Source organism: Streptomyces sp. R818 (assembly GCF_056172735.1).
The window spans coordinates 243,547-261,311 of sequence record NZ_JAOCNE010000016.1; the positions used below are offsets into that span (position 1 = coordinate 243,547).

The window sequence follows — 17,765 nt, forward strand, 5'->3', positions numbered from 1 at the left end:
CTCTGGAGTACGACCATGAACGCCACCCTCACCCTCGTCCCCGCTCCCGCCCCCGCCGCTCCCGTCGCCCCGGTCGCGGTGCCCACCGTCCTGTTCGTGGAGAGCCGGCGGGCCACCTTCACCGACCACGTCCTCGGCCGCGACGACGTCGACGTCGTTCTGCTGCGCTTCGACTCCGTGCCGCTGAGCGACGAGTACGTCGAGCGGACCGCGCACGTGCCGACGTTCACCCTGAACACCTCGGCTCCCCTGGAGGACGAGGCAGCCCGCTACCTGCGCTGGGTGAAGGGCACCCCGGGGCTGCCGCGGCCCCGCTTCTTCTGCAACCCCAACGAGGCGCTGCAGGCCGACGCCCAGCGCTTCGCGGAGCTCGTGGACCTGCCGCACCTGAGCCAGGAGCAGGTCGGCTGGGTCCGCGACAAGACGACGATGAAGGACCGCTACGCCGAACTCGGCATCCCGCACGCCCGCTACCGCCCGGTCGCCACCAAGCAGGACGTGGCCGACTTCGGCGAGGCGTCCGGCTGGCCGGTGATCCTCAAGCCCGTCGACGCCGACTCCTGCATCGGCACCTACCGCCTCGACACCCCGGCCGACCTGGACGCCGTACCCGACCTCGACCCGGCCCTGGACTGGATGGCGGAGGAGTACATCAAGGGGCAGGAGTTCCAGCTCTGCGCGGTGATCGCGCGCGGTGTGGTCCTGGACGCGTACCTGTCGAAGAACCCGGTGCCGATCCTGGAGGTCCTCGACGGCAAGATCAACGCCAACATCACGTACGCGCCGAGCGAGGAGATCCCCGTCGACGCGCGGGAGCTGGCGCAGCGGCTCACCGACGGGCTCGCCATCCCGCACGGCTATCTGCACGGCGAGTTCTTCCTCAAGGAGGACGGCTCGTTCGTGATGAGCGAGGTCGCGGCGCGGCTCAGCGGCTGCGAGGTGCCGATGAACCACGGCCTCGCCTACGGCTTCGACTTCCTGCACACCATCCTCGACACCTACCTGGACCGGGTGCCGCACCCGCGCTACACCCGCGACCGGGCCGTCGGCGACCTGCTGCTTCCCACCCGGCCGGGCCGCGTGACGCACATCAGCACCGAGAAGGAGCTGCTGCGGCTGCCGGGCGTCATCGGCGCGCACCTGACGGCCGCCGTCGGCGACGTCCTCGACCCGCCGCGCGCCTCGCACGCCTCCACCGGCTACGTCCACGTGGAGGGCGCCACCGCCGCCGAGGTGGAGAAGCGGATGCACGCGGTGCTGCGCCACTTCGAGCTGACCGTGGCCGACGAGGCGGGCGAGGGGTCCGCGTCATGAGCGTCTTCACCGCGCACACCGCACTCGACGCCTATACCGAGGCCGTGCGGGCGTACGAGCGGGGCGGACCGCTGCCGGTGTGGACCGGGGACCGCGCCGACCTCCTCGACGGCATGGCGCTGGCCGAGCAGGTCTACACCGGCCGCCGCTCCCCCGCCCCGGCCGACACCGGCCTGATCCTGGACCCGGCGCTGCCCGAGGCGCTCCTCGCACTCGCCCGGCCGCTGGCCCGCACCTGGGTACGGGACGCGCGGGAGCTGCCCGGCGAGGGTTCGGTGCTGCTCCTCGGGACGTACGCGCGGCTGCGCGGCGACGAGATCCAGCCCCTGCTCGACGCCGCGCACACCACGGGCCGTGCGGTGTTCCAGCTGACGGGCCGTGACGTGCACAGCCTGAGCTGGGTGGTGGCCAAGCAGTACGCGCAGGTGACGGCGGACGCCGAGGTCGGTGTCGTCTCCGAGCTGGACACGGCCGCCCCCGCGGCGGGCGCGGACGTGTGGCTGGGCGCCGAGGACGTGCGGCGCCTGGACGTGAAGGACCTGGCCCTGAACCGGGTGTGGCGCCGCGTCCTCTTCCACGGCAACGGCAAGGACGACCAGCTGAACCTGGGCCAGTTCACGCTGTGCGGCGCGAGCCCGGTCGCGGCCGCCGCCGGGGCGCCAGGACCCAAGTGCGCCTACGGCCTGGGCTGCACCAAGCCCATGGACAAGCTGATCCCCGCCCGCTCGATCCGGGCCGCCGAGCTGGTGCTCGCCAACTGCTTCAGCGGGGCGACGGCCGGGCACGCCATGTACGACCCCAAGTACCTGATCCTCCTCAACGCCCTGGACGGGCCGGCCCAGACCGTCCTCGCCACCCTCACGGCCTGCGACGGGCAGCGCCCGGAGAATCTGGTGTGGCTGGACGGCGCGCGCGGCGCGGGCAACACGGCGTCGGCCGTCAACGCGGCGCTGCGCGACATCAATCCGTACCCGGCGTTCACCCAGGTCGGCCTGGAGTCCTCGGGCGCGCCCGCCGCACACCCGCCCACCGGGGAGCAGAGCCCCGGCGACGGCCCCGACGTGCACACGCTCGGCGCCCGCCTCACCGGGCTCCTCGACAGCGGACTGCTCGAAGCCGACCATCCGCTGCGGCCCCGGCTGCGCTCCCTCGCGGACACGCTGCTGCACGACGTGGTGCGCACCGTGGCGCTCGCCGCGCCCGAGGCGGCCGAGTCCGCGGCGGCGATCGCCCGGGAGACCACCTCCCTCGACCTGGCGCTCGCCCACCGCTTCGCCAAGCACCACGACGACCCGGTCCTGCGCTTCCCCACCTACTTCGGCGAACGCAGCGTCGCCGGCGCCCCGTACGACCTGGACGCGCCCTGCGCCTGCGGGCGTCCGCTGCGGGCCTACCGCAGGCGCGGCCGGGTGCCCGCGATCACGGACACGGTGCAGGTGGTGTGCGCCCGCTGCGGCGACGTCGCCAACTCCCACGACGGGGCGCACCTGCTGGAGGTGGACACCGCCGACACCGTCGTCGCGGGCGAGGTCCTCGACGTCACCGTGGAGACCGTGGCGCGGCGGGCCGGGACGATCAACCTCGGCGTCGTGCTGCCGGTCTACCTGGACGCGAAGGCGGGCCCGGTGCTGCGCCGGGTCGCGGCGAGCGCGCCCGGCGAGCGGGTACGGACCACGTTCACCCTCGCGGTCTCCCCCGACGCGACCCCGCAGGCCTACTACTTCTGCCCCTACGCGGTCCAGGACCTGGGCATCTCGGTCTCACGGGTGCACTTCGCCGTCGCCCCGGCGGCCGGTGCACAGGCGACGGCCCCGGCGGCCGGAACGGAGCTCGCGCGCACATGAACGGCACCACGGACACCACGGGCTCCTGGGCCCCCCTGCGGCACCGCTCGTTCCGCAACCTGGCGGCGGGCCGCATGCTGGTGTACTTCGCCAACGCGATGGCACCGGTCGCCCTGGCCTTCGCCGTCCTCGACACCACGGGCCGGGCCACCGACCTCGGCATCGTCGTCGGGGCGCGGTCGCTGGCCAACGTGGCGCTGCTGCTCGTCGGCGGAGTGGTGGCGGACCGCGTGCGGCGCACCCTCGTGCTGCAGGGCTCGGCGCTGGGCGCGGCGGGTGTGCAGGCGGCCATCGCGGTGAGCGTGCTGCTCGACGCGACGTCCATCTCCCTGCTCGTGGTGCTCAGCGTCCTGAACGGCGCGCTCGCGGCGCTGTCGCTGCCCGCCTCCGCCTCGCTCACGCCGCAGACCGTGCCGCCCGGAGTGCTCCGCCCGGCCAACGCGGTGATGCGCATGGCCACCAACATCGGCGCGATCGCCGGGTCGTCGCTCGCGGGCATCGTCGCCGCCGTCTTCGGCCCCGGCTGGGGGCTGCTCGGCAACGCGGTGGCGTTCCTCGGGGCCGCGGCCTTCTTCACCGGGGTGAAGGTCGCCGACGAGCGGCCCACCGCGCCCGCCGAGCGGGTCCGGCCACTGCGCGAACTGGCGGAGGGCTGGCGGGAGTTCACCGCGCGCCGCTGGGTGTGGATCGTGGTCGTGCAGTTCATGGTCGTCAACGCGGTGGTCGCGGGCGGCATCCAGGTGCTCGGCCCGGTGGTCGCCGACGACACGTTCGGGCGCGGGGTGTGGGGCGCGGTCCTCGCCGCCCAGATGCTGGGCGCGGTGGCCGGCGGCGTGCTGGCGGCCCGGTCCCGGATACGGCACGCCCTGCTCGTCGGGGTCGCGCTGGTGGCGGTCGAGTCGCTGCCGCTCGTGGTGCTCGCGGAGGCGCCCGGGGCGCTGCTGCTCAGCGTCGCGATGTTCGCGAACGGCGCGGCACTTGAGCAGTTCGGGGTGGCCTGGGACGTGTCGTTGCAGGAGAACATCCCGGCGGACCGGCTGGCGCGCGTCTACTCCTACGACGCGCTCGGCTCGTTCGTCGCGCTGCCGCTCGGCGAGATGGCCGCGGGCCCGGTCGCCTCCCATTTCGGGGTGCGGGCCACGCTCCTCGCGGGCGCCGCCCTGGTGGTGGGCGTGACGGCGGCGGCGCTCTGCAGCCGCCAGGTGCGGACCCTGACGTCGGGCCGCTCCGCCGGCCGGACCGCGGACCAGGAGCCCGTACCGGAACCGGCGGCGCCGTGACCGTCCCTGTCCATGGCGGACCCGGGACGGTCACGGCGCGGCGGCGGTCGGGGGCGGGCTCTCAGCCGCTGTGGGCGAAGTGGGCGTCGACCTCGTCCGCGGTGGCGGCCGGGTCGGCGACCAGGGCGGCCCGCTCGTCGTCGGTGCGGAAACGCGTGGCCACGGCGGGGCAGCGGCGGCAGGCCGCGAGACCCTCCTGGCCCCACCACTTGCAGTCCGCCCGCAGATGGCACCGGGGAAGGCTGTGGACCTCCTGCTCGGGGAACCCCTCGACGACCCGCTCGATCAGGGTGCAGTCGTCGCCGCGCCGGTTGGCGCACGAGGCGACGCAGTGCGAGGCGAACCGGAGGATCCGGCGGGGCTCGATGTCCGGCGGCACCATGCCGAGCGCGGTGGCGGCCGGCACGGGTTCGGCCAGGTAGGCCACCTGTCCGTCCGGTCCCGAGCGCACTCCGAGGAGCACGGACTCCGGCGCGTCGGCGACGCCGCTCGGACACCACGCGGGGCCCGCGCCCACCTCGGTGCCGGTCATCACATCCGGCCGTTGGTCAGGGGCGCCAGCTCACCCGGCTCCGTGGACCGCTCAAGGGCGACGGCCTGCTGAAGGCTCTGCTCCAGCTGCGCCGGGGAGGAGATGCACAGCGGCGCGGCGGTGGCCGTCTCCCCGCCCGCGAGGACGAGGCCGGCGGCGAGCGCGGCGGCCGCGGCGACGCCCGCGGTCGTACGCGCCGTACGGGAGTGCTTCATGGAGGTCCCTCCGTCTACGTGGATGCTGCTCGGCCGTTCAGCGTGGCCGTCGGCGCTGCAGAGGAGGTCGAACCGTGCTGGAGCCCGGAGAGCGTCTTGGCGAGGATGCGCCATATCTCGGCGGCGAGGTCGATCATCGCGTCGGCCTGGGCCTGCTCGGCCAGCGTGCGCAGTCCGTCCACGCCGGTCATGTCGCCCGCTGCCAGGCGGAGTTGGTGACGCAGGACGTCGAGCCTGACCTGGTCGACGTAGGTCATGCGCAGGGGCTTGCCCTCCAGCTCGGTGAGCAGGGCGCGGGCCTCGTCGTACCGTTCGGTGCGGAAGGCGATGTCCGCCTTGAGGGCGGTCAGCTGCTGGCGCAGTCCGTCGGTGCCGACGAAGGCGAGGGCCTGTCCGGCGGCGGCGGCGCAGCGTTCGGCGGCCTCGGGGTCGGCGGGTGTCTTCAGCAGGTACAGCCGTCCCGCGCTGAGCCGCAGCCGCAGCCACAGCACGAGGTCCTCGCCGCTGGGGAACCGGTCGAGGGCCTGTTCCAGGTGGTCCTGTGCGCCCTGGTGGTCGCCCTGGCGGATGCGCACGGAGGCCGCGGTCCAGACGGCCTCCGCCCACAGGGTGTCCGTGCGGCCCTCGACGAGGGCGGTGAGTTCGTCGGCGTGCGCGCGGGCGTCCGGCAGGCGGCCCGCCTCCGCCTCGACCGACACGAGCGCGAGGAGCACCCCGGCCCGGTCCTCCACGCCGAGGGCGTTCTCCCGGGCGAGGCGGTGGGCGGTGCCCGCGGCGTCGAGGGCCGCGGGGATCTCGCCGAGCGTGCGCAGGCAGCGCGCGAGCCGGTTCAGGCCGCGCACGCGCAGGGCGGGGAGGTCGACCTCGTCGCCGAGGCGGACCAGGTCGTCCAGGTACGCCCGCTCCGCGGCGTGGTCGCCCTGGAGCCTGCGGTGCTGGGCGAGTTGCCACAGGGTCTGCCAGCGCAGCACCGGTGATTCGTGCGCCTCGGCGGCGAGGGCGTCGCGGAGGGTGTCCATGGCGTCGTCGGCGCCGGAGGAGGCGGCGAGCGTGAGCGCGTTGGCGAGGGAGCCGCCGGCGGGCTCCTCGAAGTCCTCGGGCTGCACGCCGAGCCGGGCGGCGAGGTGGGCGACGGCCCGTGCGGTGGGCTGGCGGGCGCCCGACTCCAGGCGGGAGAGGTAGCCGGTGGACATGCCGTCGCCGGCCAGGGCGGTCTGGGAGAGTCCCTGCGCTTGGCGCATCTTCCTCAAACGCCGGCCGAACGCGGGCTGTCGGAGCATAAGCGGCTTCCCTCCGGGAACACGGGCACAGCGGCGGGCTGTGACCGCGTCGAGCCTAGAGCGGCGGGCAACACCCGGGCAAACGTTTGCCAATTCCGTGCCCCGGCCCTCGGGCCGCGTTCACGTGTTTCTCCAGCGGAGGTCGAGCGGATGTCCAGCGGATCAGGGCAGGATCTCGAGGACCGTTGGCCGGCGTATGCGTCCGTGCCTCGTCCAGTCTTCCGGGGGTCGCCCATGACGTACTCGATTCCTGTGCACCGCGACGTGCTCCGGGGCGGTGGCACCTCCCGCGGCGCGCGGCGGTACACGGTGTCCGACGACGACTGGCCGTGACACGCCGGGCCATGACACGCCGAACCCCCGGCCGGGACGGGCCGGGGGTTCGGTGGGTTCGCGGCGGGGAGGGGGCGTGCTCAGGCCGCGAACAGGTCGAACGTCGAGCTGTTGCGCGGGCCCGCGAGGACGTCCAGCATCGGGTCGACGGCGAGCATGGCCTGGTGCATGCGCTGCAGTTGCGGGGACGGCTCCACGCCGAGCTCCTCGACCAGGGCGCGCTGCAGTCTGCGGTAGGCGGCGAGGGCGGAGGCCTGCCGTCCCGAGCGGTACAGGGCCAGCATGGACTGCGAGTGCAGCCCCTCGTGGTGCGGGTGACGCACCGTCAGGTCGGTCAGTTCGGCGATCAGCTCCGCGTGCCGTCCCAGACGCAGGTCGGCGTCGATGCGGCGCTCCACGGTGACCAGGCGGCTCTCGCGCAGCCTCCTGACCTCGATGTCCAGGACCGGTCCCGCCTTGACGTCCACGAGGGGGGCGCCGGACCACAGGTCGAGCGCGGAGCGGAAGCGGGCGGCGGCCACCTCGTTGTCCCCGGTGGCGAAGGCGGCCTGGCCCTCCCGCGCCAGCTTCTCGTAACGGTAGGCGTCGACGCTGTCCTCGGGGATCTGCAGCAGGTAGCCGCCGTGGCGGGTGGCGAGGACGTCCCGGACGCCGGCCGGGCCGCCGGGGCCCATCGCCGTGCCGAGCTTGCGGCGCAGCTGCAGGATGTAGGTCTGCAGCGTCGTGAGCGCGCTCGCCGGCAGCGCGGTGTCCCACAGCTCCTCCATGAGCGTGGGCACGGGCATGACGCGGCCCGGGTACAGGGCCATGAGCGACAGGATCTGCCGGGGCTTTCCGGCCGTCGGGACGATCGAGACGCCGTCCACCTCGGCGCTCAACGGACCGAGAATCTTGATCTGCACGGCGTCCTCCACCCTCATCGCGTTCCTGGTCCGAGTTCCTTCCGGCGTCCGAAAACCGCGCCGTCGAGCACGCTAGCGGGGCCGTGTCGCCCGGCGCGTTTTCCTCTAGCCGCCTTCTAGCCGAAGTGCACGCGCCTTGGTGGCCGTTGTCCCCCGGGCGCGGTCAGCGGGCGGGTCCGCCGAGCGGTTCGGGCAGGTCGACGAGGTGCGGGGCGGCACGGGACCAGGGGAAGCCGTGGTGCAGCTGGAGGGCGGCCGGTTCGTCGTCGCCGCCGGTGTCGGCGGGGACGGCGATCGCGACCAGCACGTCGGGGACCGGCTCCAGTTCCAGGAACCGCCAGCGGTCGAACGGGTCGCCGTGCGGCGGGCGGAAGCCGCGCACACCGCTGTCGTCGGCGAGGGTGAAGGCGAACTCGTCGAAGGGCAGCCCGAGTCCGAGGCCCCGCGCCTTGGAGTAGGCCTCCTTGAGGGTCCAGAGGCGCAGCACGCGGCGGTCCCGGTCGCGGCCCGGCGCGGCGCGGGCGACCCACTCCCGCTCCTCGGCCGCGAAGGTGGACGCGACGGTGTCGAGGGCCTGCGCGTCCCGGCCGAGGAGTTCGACGTCCACGCCGACCCGGTGCCTGCGCACGATGCCGAGCAGGTTGTAGCCGTTCGCGTGCGACAGGTTGAAGTCCAGGTGGCCGCCGCCGCGCGGCAGCCCGCCGGGCAGCGGCCGCAGGAACGGGCGCCCGCGCGGGGAGCGCCAGATCACCAGCTCCGCCTCAGCGAGCCCGGCCTCCAGGGCGAGCGCCCGCCGGACCAGGGTGTGGGCGACGAGGTACTGCCGCCGGTCACGCTCGAAGAGGAACTGCCCCGCGGTCCGCTGCTCCTCCTCGTCGAGCCAGTTCTTCGCCAGCACGCTCGCCAGCTCGGGCGCGAGGTCCTCGTTCGGGCACAGCCAGATCTTCACGGGCGCGGTCGCCTGGGCGGCGGGCGCGGGTGAGGCAGTGTGCGGCTGTTCGGCCGCGGTCAGGGTCATCGGGCAGAACCGCCGCTCGTCGCGGGGGCGCCGCTCGTCGCGGGGGCGTCGCACGTCGCGGGGGCGTCGCACGGCAGGCCCGGCAGCAGCGCCGAGCCGGGCAAGGGCACGACGGGGTGGCCGGTGGTGTCCTCGCCGCGCGTCACGTCGACCCCGGCGAGCCAGAGGCGGGCCAGCGCCGCCAGGTGGCCGCCGCGGCGCAGGGCCGCGAGGTAGTCCGCGGTCTCGGGCAGCTCCGCGTCGAGGAGCCCGCCCGATGCGCGGCCGCGCAGGTCGGCGCTGTGCGCACTGTCGGGCCGGGCGGTCAACTCCGTCAGCCGGCTTGCGAGTTCGTCCGGCGTACGGATGATCAGGGCAAGTCGGCAGGGCAGGGCGGCGCGGCCGATGCGCAGCTCCGTCGCCAGGTCGGCGAGGGCGGGAACGGGGTCGTCGGGCGCGTTCAGCCGGTCGGCGAGCCGCTGTGCGGTGGCCGCCAGGTGCCGGGGCGTGGGCGCCGACAGCAGGATCAGCTCGGGCCGCCCGGACGGGGCAGGGGTGTCGCGCGCCCGGAGGCGGGGCTCGGGCGGCTCCTCCAGGATCAGGTGGGCGGCGGTGCCGTGCTCCCCGCGTACGGCGACGGAGGCGCGGCGCGGCAGCGGATGTCCTTGCGGGTCCCGGGGGCGCGGCCAGGAAGCCGCTGCCGTCCGGCCGGGCGCGGGCAGCAGCGTGCCGTGGCCGAGCTGGAGGACGGCACGGGCGAGGGCCGCGAATCCGGTGGCGGCTCCCGCGTCCCCGGCCTCGTCCCGCGTCTCGCACACGGCGATGTCCGCGGTGAAGTCGGCAGTGTCGAGGCCCGCCGCCGCTCTGGCCCGCCGGGCAAGCGTCGCGCCGGTGTCGGCGGGCGTGGCGCGTCCGGCGTGCGCGACGGCGCCGCCGCGCACGACCGCGTGCACCGTGTCCCCCGCCGCCAGCGCCGCGTCGAGCGGCCGTACGAGCACGGCGCCCGCGCAGGCGACGGGGCCCGCGTCGACGGCGGCGACCAGCGCCGCCGCGCAGTCGCCGGTGCGCAGCGCCGCCGTCGCGGAGTGCAGGGCGGTGAGGAAGGACGCCGCGCCGCTGTCGACGCAGTGGCTCGGTCCGCGCAGGTCGAGGAGGGTGGAGAGGCGGCCGGGCAGGGCCCCGCCGCAGTCCGCGCCTGCGGTGTCGCCGAGGGGGCCGTGGGCGAGGAACACGCCGACGGCCCGGGGTTCGCCGTCCGGCGCGGTGAGGGCGGAGAGGCGGGCGCCGAGCTGCCCGGCGCCCTCCAGCGTCTGCCAGACCGTCCGCAGCAACACTCCTTCCTGTGCGCCGAGTTGGTGCGCGGTGTCCGCGTCGATCCCGAAGAAGGCGGCGTCGAACCGGTCGGCGTCCGGCAGGGCGGCGGCCCGCCGCGCGCCGTCGCCGTCCACGGCGGAGCGCCAGTAGGCGTCGAGACCGTCCGCGTGCGGGAACCACCCGTGCACGGCGGTGAGCGCGTACGCGTCCGGCGCCGTGGCCTCGCGGGTGCCGTGCGCGGGGGCGAGGGCAGGGGCGGGGGTGGCGTCCGGTCGCGGCGCCGGGGCCTCGGCGGGTGCGTTCCCGGCCGGGGCGGCGCCGGGCGGCGCGGTCAGCAGGGTCACCGCCTGTTCCCTGGCCAGCGTGCCGCTCTTGAACCGGGTGAGTATCTCCCTGGTGTCCATGGAGGTCCTTGTCCGGGCGGGGGTCAGGCGGGCCGGGACGCCAGCAGGGCGGTGGCCTCGTCGACGGTGAGCATGTCGGCGCGCACCGCGTCGAGCAGCGCGGTCACCTCGTCCGGGGTGAGGGCCGACGGGGAGGGCGGGGCCGCGGCCGAGGGCCCGGGGGCGGCCGGGGCGGCTGCGGCCGGGGCGCCCGCGATGTGGGCGGCCATCGCCGCGAGGTCGCGGTGCTCGTAGAGCGTGGCGGGCCGCTCGGAGAGGCCGAAGGCGGCGTTGACGCGGGCCACGAACTCCCCGGCCAGCAGGGAGTCGAGGCCGAGCTGGGGGAAGGGGACGGCCGGGTCGATGTCGCGCGGGTCGCAGCGCAGGATGTCCGCGAGCTGCGCGCGCAGCGCGGCGCGGACCTCGGGCTCCGTGGCGGCGGGGCGCCGCGCCGGGTCCGGGAGCTGGGCCAGGACGTGGTGGGCCAGGGCGTCGGGGGTCGGGTGGTCGTAGAGCGCGGCGGCCATGACGCAGATGCCGTAGCGGGCGTTGACGGCCGCCACCAGTTCGGCGGTGCGGATGGAGTCCAGGCCGAACGCCTGGAAGCGCCGGTGCGGGTCGATCCGGTCCGCGTCGACGCGCAGGACGGCGGCGAGTTCGCCCACCACTGCGGCGCGTACGCCGGCCGCGGCCCCCTCGGGCGCCTCCTGCCACGGGGTGCGGGGCTCGCTGGTCATGCTGGACGCCTCCTGGATCGGTCTCGTTCTGCTGCGTACGGACGGGGCCGCTCAGCGCCAGCTGTGCGGGGCCCGGTAGTCGTCCATCCGCACCTGCCGGCTGCGGCGGGCGCTGGAGCGCCGCTCGGTCCGCCCAGCCCGCGCGCGCAGGGCCAGCAGGACGACCGTGAGCGCGGCGAGCTCCTCGTCGCTGGCGCGGCCCCGCTCGACGCGGATGCCGGCCCTGTCGTGGTGCGCGTCGCTCATGGCCCCTCCCCTGGCGTTGGGGCCAGCGTCCACCGCGCGGCTCGACGTCCGCTCTCGTACCGCTGGAGCCGGTCGCGCGCGCCGGGTCAGCCGTCGCGCGCGCGGCGCAGGTGCAGGGCGCGGGCGAGCGCGTCCGCGCTGCTCGTGGCGGACCCGACACCCGTCATGACCACGGTCGTGGCGGCGGCGGCCGAGGCCCTGGCGCGGCCGATCGCGTACGCGGCGCACGCGGCGGGTCCGCTGCCGCAGACCACCAGGCGGCCGTGCGGGCCGAGGAGCCGTGTCACGGCCGCGGGCAGCGCGTCGGCCGGGTCCCCCGGGCGCACCGCCACGATGTGCTCCGGTCCGTCGTAGGCGCGCATCAGTGCCTCGTCGGCGCCGGGCGCGACGCCGGGCACCGTGATGAGGCAGATGACGTCCGCCCGGGGTCCGCCGCGGCGCAGCACCCGCGTCTCGGCGCCCGCCGCCACGGGTGCGTGCCGGGCCGCGCGCGGTACCTCGGAGCTGTCGAGGAGGGCGAGGACGTCGCCGACGGTTCCGGCGGGCCGCGCCCGCTCGGACAGGCTGCGCAGCAGGTGCACGCATTGCGACAGGGTCTGCGCGGCGTCGGCGTCGGAGAGTTCGGCGCGGTCGTGCGTCGCTGTGAGGAGCAGGCCGCCAGAGGCGTCGTGCCGGGCGACGAGCGTCACCGGCAGGTCGGTGCCCGCGCCCACTTCGTGGGGGACGTCCACCTCGATGTCGCGGGCGGCGAGTGCGGACAGCAGCGCGGGCGGCAGCTCGGTCCTGCTGTCGAACCGTACGAGGGTGTCGGTCAGCCGGGGATCGTCCGCCCGCCCGCTCCACCGGCGGACGTGGTCGCCGCAGACCCAGGCGTAGGCGCTCAGGTCGAGGGCGGCGTCCCTGACCTGCCACAGCAGTTCCTCCACGGGGGTGGCCGGGTCGACGGTCACGGTCATCGGGAGGGCGCTGCCGAGGAGGCCCGGCACGGCCGCGGCGTCCCGCATGGCGAGGTCGCGGCCGGAGAAGTGCACGTCGAAGGTGACGGGTGCGGGGCTCCGGGTGCCTGCCGCGCGGTACAGCAGCAGCGCCCAGACCACGTGCAGCACGCTGCTCTCCCCCGCGCCCTGGAGTGCGGCCCAGGCGCGCAGCCGTGCCGTGTGGTGGGGCCGCAGCCTGCGCTGGACGCGGCCGGTGCCGCCCTGGCGGGTGGCGCCGCCGGGCCGCCCGGGGCTCACCGCCGTGTGGCGCGGCGGCCCGGCCTTCGTCCAGAACTGCCGTGCGCCGTCGTGGCCCCGGCCCGCGACCCAGGCGGCGTGGTCGCGGATGTCGGGCCGCCGTTCGCCGCCGGGGACCGAGCCGTCCGCGAGGTAGGCGCGGTAGAACTCCCGTACAAGGAGATGGGCGCCGCGTTCGTCGAGCAGGGCGCGGTGGTAGCTCATGAGGACGCGGGTCGTCGCGCGCGCCGAGGGCGGCCCTTCGAGCAGGGAGAGGCGCAGCAGCCCCGGCCGGTGCGGCGCGAACTCCCGCTCCCGGTCCGTGCGCAGCAGTTCGCTCCAGCCGACGGTGGCCGCGGCGTACCGCGCGATCTCCAGGGTCGCGCGCTCGTGGACGACGAGGCGGGGCGCCGCGGTCCAGTCGAAGGAGGCGCGCAGCACGGCCTCCCGGTCGGTGACCGACTGCCAGGCCGCCGTGAACAGCGGCACGTCCAGGGGCCCGGCCCAGGTCCAGCAGAGCTGTTCGACGTGGCGGCCCGCGCCGCCGGGGCCGGTGAGGGCGGCGGTGAGGAGGTCGCGCTGATGGCCCGTCACCGGGATCGACTCGGCGCCCGGCGGCTGCAGCAGGTCCGCCAGGAGCTCCTCGACGGCCGAGGTCCGGGCGGGCCGGGGTGCGGTGGCGTCCGGGGTGAGGCGCAGCAGGTGGCGGCCGGTGCCGTCGTCGTCGAGGGAGACCGTGCAGCCGCGGTGGCGCAGCGCGAGGCGGGCGGCGACGGCTTCGGCGTCCGCCGCGTCGAGCGGTGCGCACAGCTCGAACAGGACCGGCGCCGTGGGTGCCGTGGAGCCGGGTTCGTGGAGCACGACGGGCACCGTGTCCGCGTGCGGCTGGTGGCCGCTCATGCGCGGGCCGGCGGGGCGGGCGGTGCCACCAGTTCGCTGAGGGTGCGCGGCGCGCCGGGCTGTGCCGGCCGGGCGCGGTGGGCCTCGCTCACCAGATAGCGGCCGCCGACCAGATGGGTGGCGAAGGACCAGTCGCGCGCCGTGGCGGGGTCCCCGGCGAGCGCGGCCCGCCCCTCGTCGTCCCAGGTGAACCCGACGGCGCTGAACCGGCGCCGCATCCCCTGTCCGAGCGCCTTCGTGTACGCCTCCTTGAGGGTCCACAGGCGCAGGAAGCGGGCCCGGCGCTCGTCCTCGTCCAGCGCGTCGAGCCGGGCGGCCTCCTGCGGGGTGCACACCTGGTCCCGCAACAGCGCGTAGGAGGCGTGCCGTTCGACGGATTCGGTGTCGACGCCGACGGGTCCGCCCGTGCTGACGGCGACGACGACGAGCTCCTCCGTGTGGGCGAGGCTCAGGTGCAGCTCCTCGCCGTAGCCGCGCAGGCCGGGGCGGCCGCCCGGCTGGTAGGCGAGGTCGAGGTCGGCGGGGGCTGCCTCCAGGACGGCGGCGGCCGTGTACTTGATGACCATGCGGGACACGGCGAAGGTGTACCGGTCGGCGGCGGTGGGGCTCTGCCGGTAGCGCGGCCAGTCATGGCCGAGGAGCCCCCGCAGGTCCGGGTCGAGGAGGGCGGCGTACAGCCACTCGCCCCAGGTGGTGTGCACCACGGCCCGCCCGGTGGCGCGGGCGCGTTCGCGCACGTCCTCCCAGGGGGCGTCGGGGCCCGGCAGGTGCACGGGCGGCGCCACGGACCGGTGCGTGGTCATGTCAGTCTCCCGGTTCACTCGTGTCACCTGTCACCACAGCAGCTTCGTGGCGCGGACGTCGCAGTCGACGCCGCGCCGGGTCCGCCCGGCCAGTTCGGCCCACACCCGGGTGCGCGGCGCCGCCTGGTGTCCGGGCAGGGGCGTGCCCAGGCGGTGCGCGAGGCGTTCCAGCGCGAGCAGGATCCAGTCGGGGCCGCCGAGGAAGGGGTCGCGGGCCCGCGCGGCGGCCCGCGCGACCCCGAGGGCGGCGCCCGCGAGAAGCACGGTGGCACACCGGTCGGCCAGGGCACGGGCCGCCGGGTGGGCCGGTCCCCCCGCCCGGTCCTCCGCACAGGCGCGCAGTACGGCGCGCTGCTCGATGGCGAGGCGCCGCACGGTACGCGCGAGCGCGGCCTCGGCCGGTTCGGGCTCCTCGGTCCGCGCGGCCTCGGCCGAGTCGGGCTCCCCGGTCCGCGCGGCCTCGTCCGGGTCCGGCTTCCCTGTCCGCGCGGGGCGGGCCGGTTCGGGCAGAACCGCCAGGAGGGCCCGGCCCCAGAGGCCGTCCTCCGTCTGTGCCTTGGGCTCCGACGCGTCGGGTTCCGGTGCGGGACGGTCCAGTCGGAACAGTTCCAGGTACGGGTACGGGTACGGGAACGGGTACGGGTACGGAACTTGGTCCGCCGTGCCGACGGTGGCGAGGCCGGGCAGCAGCCCCGCGAGGCGGATCCGGTGGGCCGACGCGGCGTTGGTGTCGACGCCCGCCGTGGCCCGTCCCGCCCGCACCGCCGACAAGGCGAGACGCTCGGTGCTGTCGGGGCCGAACCCCGTCTCGTTGAGGACGAGTTCGAGGTCGGCGAGGAGTTCGCCGACGAACTGGGGGACGAGGGCGCCGACGACCGCGGCGGGCAGGGCGTCCGCCGCGTCGCGAGGGCGAGGCGCGCGCAGGGCGGCCACGGTCAGGCACTCGCAGGCGAGGAGGTCGGCGAAGACGGCGGCGAGGGCCGGCTGCCACTGCCGCACGGCGGGCTCGCGGGGAGCGCGGACGTCCACGTGGCGCGCGGTGCTGTACAGCACGCCGCCCGTCGCCGCGATCAGCGCCGCGGGCCCCAGCAGGGCGCCGACGCCGTCGCCCGGGCGGGACGGGTCGGCGGCGAGGAGCCGGGCCGCCCAGGCGTGGCCGAGCGCCAGGTCGCGGCGGAGCAGGGGGCGCAGGACGCGGACGAGCCGGTCGGCGTCGGCGCGCGGGCCCCCGCTCCAGGACACCGCCCCGGCAAGGACGTCGTCCGGGGCCGAGGGGCCGTGCGCGGAGGCGAGCGCGGCGCGGCCGTAGGGGTTGGCGGGGTCGTCGGGGTCGCCGAGCAGCGCTTCCAGGCGCGGCGCGGGCGGCGCCTCGTCCAGAGGCCGCGGTCCGGCGGTCCGGGGCGACGGCGTGCGGACCATCGTCGGCCTCCCCTCGTCCTCGGTGGTTGTCATCGCAGTCGGCGTACGGGGCTTTCCGCGTGCCACTTGATCAGGTCGAGCGTTTCCCGGTCGGTGGCGGTGAGCCACTCGCGCACGCGCAGGCGGGCCCGCGCGCCGTCGGGCGGCGGGCCGGGCGCCAGGGCCCCGGGCCGCAGCAGCACGTGGTGCGTGCTGGTCACGGTGGACCCGGAGGCGTCCGGCACGAGGGACCACTCACCGCTGTACGCGTCGATCAGGTCGTGCTCGACGTGGTCCGTGTGGACGATGCGGCCGGCGTGGGGGAAGCACAGCCGCACGGAGGTGACGGTGACCGGTCCGCCGGTCGGCGAGGCGCCGAGGCCGAGCGTGACGCGCTGGACCCCGGGCCGGTCCTCCCGCACGGTGACCACGTCGACGTGCGGCAGGAGTTCGGGCCAGTCGCCGATCCGGTGGAGGAGGTCGTAGGCCAGCTCGGGGGAGCCGTCGACGCGGACGCTGTTGGACAGCGAAAGCAGCGACTCGTCGAGCGTGGCCCAGCGTTCGGCCGCGTCCTTGATCTGTCCGAGCCGGCCGCGCACTTCCCGCGCCAGGTACTGCGCCGTCTCGACCGGGTCGGGGTCCGGCCGCTCGTAGCGCAGCGTCAGGAGACAGCGCCCCTCGCCCGCGGAGTTCCCGGCCTCGACGCTCCAGGTGCCGGACGCCCGCAGACCGGGTCCGGACGCGGAGTCGGCGGCGTACTCCTCGAAGTCGACGGCGCGCTCGGCCGGGTGGAGGGTGCGCCGCATCAGCGCGCCGCTCACCTGCTCGTCCGTGCGGGTCCACACGAGGAGTTCGTCCGTGCGGGCGTCCGCGTCCAGGCGTTCGGCGTGGACGCACGAGTCCAGGAACAGCGGCCAGCGCGGCGCGTCGGCGAGCAGCCCGTAGACGACCGACGCGGGAGCGCCGACGGACACGGTGTGCCGGGCGGAGCGCCCGCACCGTCGTGACATGGGGCCCCTCCTCCGATGTGCATGGGTGCGGTCATGCTGGGCGGCTCGCCTGGAGCGTCCGTCGAGTCCCGGCGGAAGCGCGTCCCACGGCGCGGAGCCGCTCAGCCCGCCCGGGTGAGTCCGGCGGCGCTCTGATCGCGCTCGGCGAGGGTCAGCGGCGCGGCGGCGGTGTCCGGGCCCGAGACGAGGATGGCGCGCTGCAGCTTCACGAGCGGCGCCGACGGTTCGAGGCCGAGCGTGCGCACCAGGGTCGTGCGCAGCCGCTGGTAGGCGCTGAGCGCCTCGCCGCGGCGCCCGGAGCGGTGCAGGGCCAGCATGTACTGGCCGCACAGGTTCTCGTGCGTGGGGTAGCGGCTGACGAGCACGGTCAGTTCGGCCAGCAGCCCGCGGTGCCTGCCGAGCCGCAGATCGGCCTCGATGCGCTGGTCGAGCGCGCACAGGCGGCTCTCCTCCAGGCGCTTGATCTGGGGCTCCAGGTGGACGCCTGCCTGGATGTCGGCCAGCGCGGACCCGGTCCACAGGGCGAGGGCCTCGCGCAGGCGCCGGGCGGCGTCCTGGTAGTCCTCGGCGTCCATGGCCCGGTACCCGGCGCCCGCGAGCCGCTCGAACTCCTTGACGTCGCTGGTGCCTTCCTCGCTCCGCAGGAGGTAGCCGCCGGGGACGGTCATCAGGACGTCCTTGGCGCACCGCAGTTCGTCCCCGCCGGACCGGGCGAGGGCCGCGCCGATGAGTTCGCGCAGCTGAAGGACGTAGGTCTGCAGGGTGGGACGCGCGCTGCGCGGGGGCTGCACCCCCCACAGCTCCTCGGTCAGCACGCTGACCGGCACCACCTGATTGACGTTGAGCGCGAGCAGAGCGAGCACCTGACGGGGTTTGGGCGCGCTCGGGGTGACCGAGACGCCATGCTCCCGTACGGCGAGTGTGCCGAGTACGTCGATGTCCACGAGGTCTCCCCGTTCGCCTGCCGCTCCGCGCTGGAGCGCTCCTCTGTGTCGTCGTCAGTAAAAAACAGGCCGGGCGGTTTGTCAACGCGTCAGGCGCGCACTAGGAGGGGTTCAGAGGC

At 75.7% G+C, this 17,765-nt stretch carries 16 protein-coding genes; 3 read left to right on the forward strand and 13 right to left on the reverse strand.

The window, feature by feature from the left end; all coding sequences use genetic code 11:
* Positions 1 to 15: 15 nt before the first annotated feature.
* From N5I75_RS39535 to N5I75_RS39545, 3 genes are read left to right on the forward strand one after another with little or no spacing between them, the layout of a single operon-like run.
* Positions 16 to 1,314 (forward strand): ATP-grasp domain-containing protein, encoded by a 1,299-nt coding sequence (locus tag N5I75_RS39535; RefSeq protein WP_476685296.1) that lies wholly within the window; start codon positions 16 to 18, stop codon positions 1,312 to 1,314.
* Positions 1,311 to 3,158 carry a hypothetical protein gene (locus tag N5I75_RS39540; RefSeq protein ID WP_476685298.1) on the forward strand — a complete coding sequence of 616 codons (1,848 nt, stop codon included), beginning with the start codon at positions 1,311 to 1,313 and terminating at the stop codon, positions 3,156 to 3,158. Before N5I75_RS39535 ends, N5I75_RS39540 begins: the two co-directional genes overlap by 4 nt.
* The gene (locus N5I75_RS39545; protein ID WP_476685299.1) at positions 3,155 to 4,438 is read left to right on the forward strand and encodes an MFS transporter; all 1,284 of its coding nucleotides are present in this window, start codon (positions 3,155 to 3,157) and stop codon (positions 4,436 to 4,438) included. Before N5I75_RS39540 ends, N5I75_RS39545 begins: the two co-directional genes overlap by 4 nt.
* Positions 4,439 to 4,499: 61 nt before the next feature.
* Here N5I75_RS39545 and N5I75_RS39550 read toward each other — a convergent pair whose 3' ends face one another.
* The 13 genes from N5I75_RS39550 to N5I75_RS39610 all read right to left on the reverse strand — a co-directional run bounded on the left by N5I75_RS39550 (position 4,500) and on the right by N5I75_RS39610 (position 17,646).
* On the reverse strand, positions 4,500 to 4,970 hold the full coding sequence (locus N5I75_RS39550; protein ID WP_476685300.1) for a hypothetical protein: 471 nt from the start codon (positions 4,968 to 4,970) through the stop codon (positions 4,500 to 4,502).
* Positions 4,970 to 5,185 (reverse strand): hypothetical protein, encoded by a 216-nt coding sequence (locus N5I75_RS39555; protein ID WP_476685301.1) that lies wholly within the window; start codon positions 5,183 to 5,185, stop codon positions 4,970 to 4,972. Before N5I75_RS39555 ends, N5I75_RS39550 begins: the two co-directional genes overlap by 1 nt.
* A 14-nt stretch (positions 5,186 to 5,199) precedes the next feature.
* Positions 5,200 to 6,465, reverse strand: a complete 1,266-nt coding sequence (locus tag N5I75_RS39560; protein WP_476685302.1) for a helix-turn-helix domain-containing protein — start codon at positions 6,463 to 6,465, stop codon at positions 5,200 to 5,202.
* Positions 6,466 to 6,878: 413 nt separating this feature from the next.
* Positions 6,879 to 7,700: an AfsR/SARP family transcriptional regulator gene (locus N5I75_RS39565; RefSeq protein ID WP_476685303.1), complete on the reverse strand. Its 822-nt coding sequence runs from the start codon at positions 7,698 to 7,700 to the stop codon at positions 6,879 to 6,881.
* 163 nt (positions 7,701 to 7,863) lie between these two features.
* Positions 7,864 to 8,718 carry a 4'-phosphopantetheinyl transferase family protein gene (locus N5I75_RS39570; protein WP_476685304.1) on the reverse strand — a complete coding sequence of 285 codons (855 nt, stop codon included), beginning with the start codon at positions 8,716 to 8,718 and terminating at the stop codon, positions 7,864 to 7,866.
* On the reverse strand, positions 8,715 to 10,415 hold the full coding sequence (locus N5I75_RS39575; RefSeq protein ID WP_476685305.1) for a beta-ketoacyl synthase N-terminal-like domain-containing protein: 1,701 nt from the start codon (positions 10,413 to 10,415) through the stop codon (positions 8,715 to 8,717). Before N5I75_RS39575 ends, N5I75_RS39570 begins: the two co-directional genes overlap by 4 nt.
* A gap of 23 nt (positions 10,416 to 10,438) precedes the next feature.
* The gene (locus tag N5I75_RS39580; RefSeq protein WP_476685306.1) at positions 10,439 to 11,131 is read right to left on the reverse strand and encodes a phosphopantetheine-binding protein; all 693 of its coding nucleotides are present in this window, start codon (positions 11,129 to 11,131) and stop codon (positions 10,439 to 10,441) included.
* 51 nt (positions 11,132 to 11,182) lie between these two features.
* Complete coding sequence (locus tag N5I75_RS39585; protein ID WP_476685308.1) at positions 11,183 to 11,377, reverse strand: acyl-CoA carboxylase subunit epsilon; 195 nt, start codon at positions 11,375 to 11,377, stop codon at positions 11,183 to 11,185.
* 86 nt (positions 11,378 to 11,463) lie between these two features.
* The gene (locus N5I75_RS39590) at positions 11,464 to 13,491 is read right to left on the reverse strand and encodes a condensation domain-containing protein (RefSeq protein ID WP_476685309.1); all 2,028 of its coding nucleotides are present in this window, start codon (positions 13,489 to 13,491) and stop codon (positions 11,464 to 11,466) included.
* A complete protein-coding gene (locus N5I75_RS39595) occupies positions 13,488 to 14,294 on the reverse strand; it encodes a 4'-phosphopantetheinyl transferase family protein (RefSeq protein WP_476685310.1) in 807 nt (268 codons plus the stop codon). Before N5I75_RS39595 ends, N5I75_RS39590 begins: the two co-directional genes overlap by 4 nt.
* Positions 14,295 to 14,324: 30 nt before the next feature.
* Complete coding sequence (locus N5I75_RS39600) at positions 14,325 to 15,746, reverse strand: hypothetical protein (RefSeq protein ID WP_476685312.1); 1,422 nt, start codon at positions 15,744 to 15,746, stop codon at positions 14,325 to 14,327.
* On the reverse strand, positions 15,743 to 16,702 hold the full coding sequence (locus tag N5I75_RS39605; protein WP_476685313.1) for an SRPBCC family protein: 960 nt from the start codon (positions 16,700 to 16,702) through the stop codon (positions 15,743 to 15,745). The genes N5I75_RS39600 and N5I75_RS39605 overlap by 4 nt, the downstream gene beginning before the upstream one ends.
* A 101-nt stretch (positions 16,703 to 16,803) precedes the next feature.
* On the reverse strand, positions 16,804 to 17,646 hold the full coding sequence (locus N5I75_RS39610) for an AfsR/SARP family transcriptional regulator (protein WP_476685315.1): 843 nt from the start codon (positions 17,644 to 17,646) through the stop codon (positions 16,804 to 16,806).
* Positions 17,647 to 17,765 lie beyond the last annotated feature (119 nt).

Coding starts and splice junctions, on each gene's coding strand:
- N5I75_RS39560 (WP_476685302.1), bottom strand. CDS start 6,465: ATGCTCCGACAGCCCGCGTTCGGCCGGCGTTTGAGGAAGATGCGCCAA.
- N5I75_RS39590 (WP_476685309.1), bottom strand. CDS start 13,491: ATGAGCGGCCACCAGCCGCACGCGGACACGGTGCCCGTCGTGCTCCAC.
- N5I75_RS39540 (WP_476685298.1), top strand. CDS start 1,311: ATGAGCGTCTTCACCGCGCACACCGCACTCGACGCCTATACCGAGGCC.
- N5I75_RS39585 (WP_476685308.1), bottom strand. CDS start 11,377: ATGAGCGACGCGCACCACGACAGGGCCGGCATCCGCGTCGAGCGGGGC.
- N5I75_RS39600 (WP_476685312.1), bottom strand. CDS start 15,746: ATGACAACCACCGAGGACGAGGGGAGGCCGACGATGGTCCGCACGCCG.
- N5I75_RS39595 (WP_476685310.1), bottom strand. CDS start 14,294: ATGACCACGCACCGGTCCGTGGCGCCGCCCGTGCACCTGCCGGGCCCC.
- N5I75_RS39550 (WP_476685300.1), bottom strand. CDS start 4,970: ATGACCGGCACCGAGGTGGGCGCGGGCCCCGCGTGGTGTCCGAGCGGC.
- N5I75_RS39605 (WP_476685313.1), bottom strand. CDS start 16,702: ATGTCACGACGGTGCGGGCGCTCCGCCCGGCACACCGTGTCCGTCGGC.
- N5I75_RS39575 (WP_476685305.1), bottom strand. CDS start 10,415: ATGGACACCAGGGAGATACTCACCCGGTTCAAGAGCGGCACGCTGGCC.
- N5I75_RS39545 (WP_476685299.1), top strand. CDS start 3,155: ATGAACGGCACCACGGACACCACGGGCTCCTGGGCCCCCCTGCGGCAC.
- N5I75_RS39535 (WP_476685296.1), top strand. CDS start 16: ATGAACGCCACCCTCACCCTCGTCCCCGCTCCCGCCCCCGCCGCTCCC.
- N5I75_RS39580 (WP_476685306.1), bottom strand. CDS start 11,131: ATGACCAGCGAGCCCCGCACCCCGTGGCAGGAGGCGCCCGAGGGGGCC.
- N5I75_RS39570 (WP_476685304.1), bottom strand. CDS start 8,718: ATGACCCTGACCGCGGCCGAACAGCCGCACACTGCCTCACCCGCGCCC.
- N5I75_RS39555 (WP_476685301.1), bottom strand. CDS start 5,185: ATGAAGCACTCCCGTACGGCGCGTACGACCGCGGGCGTCGCCGCGGCC.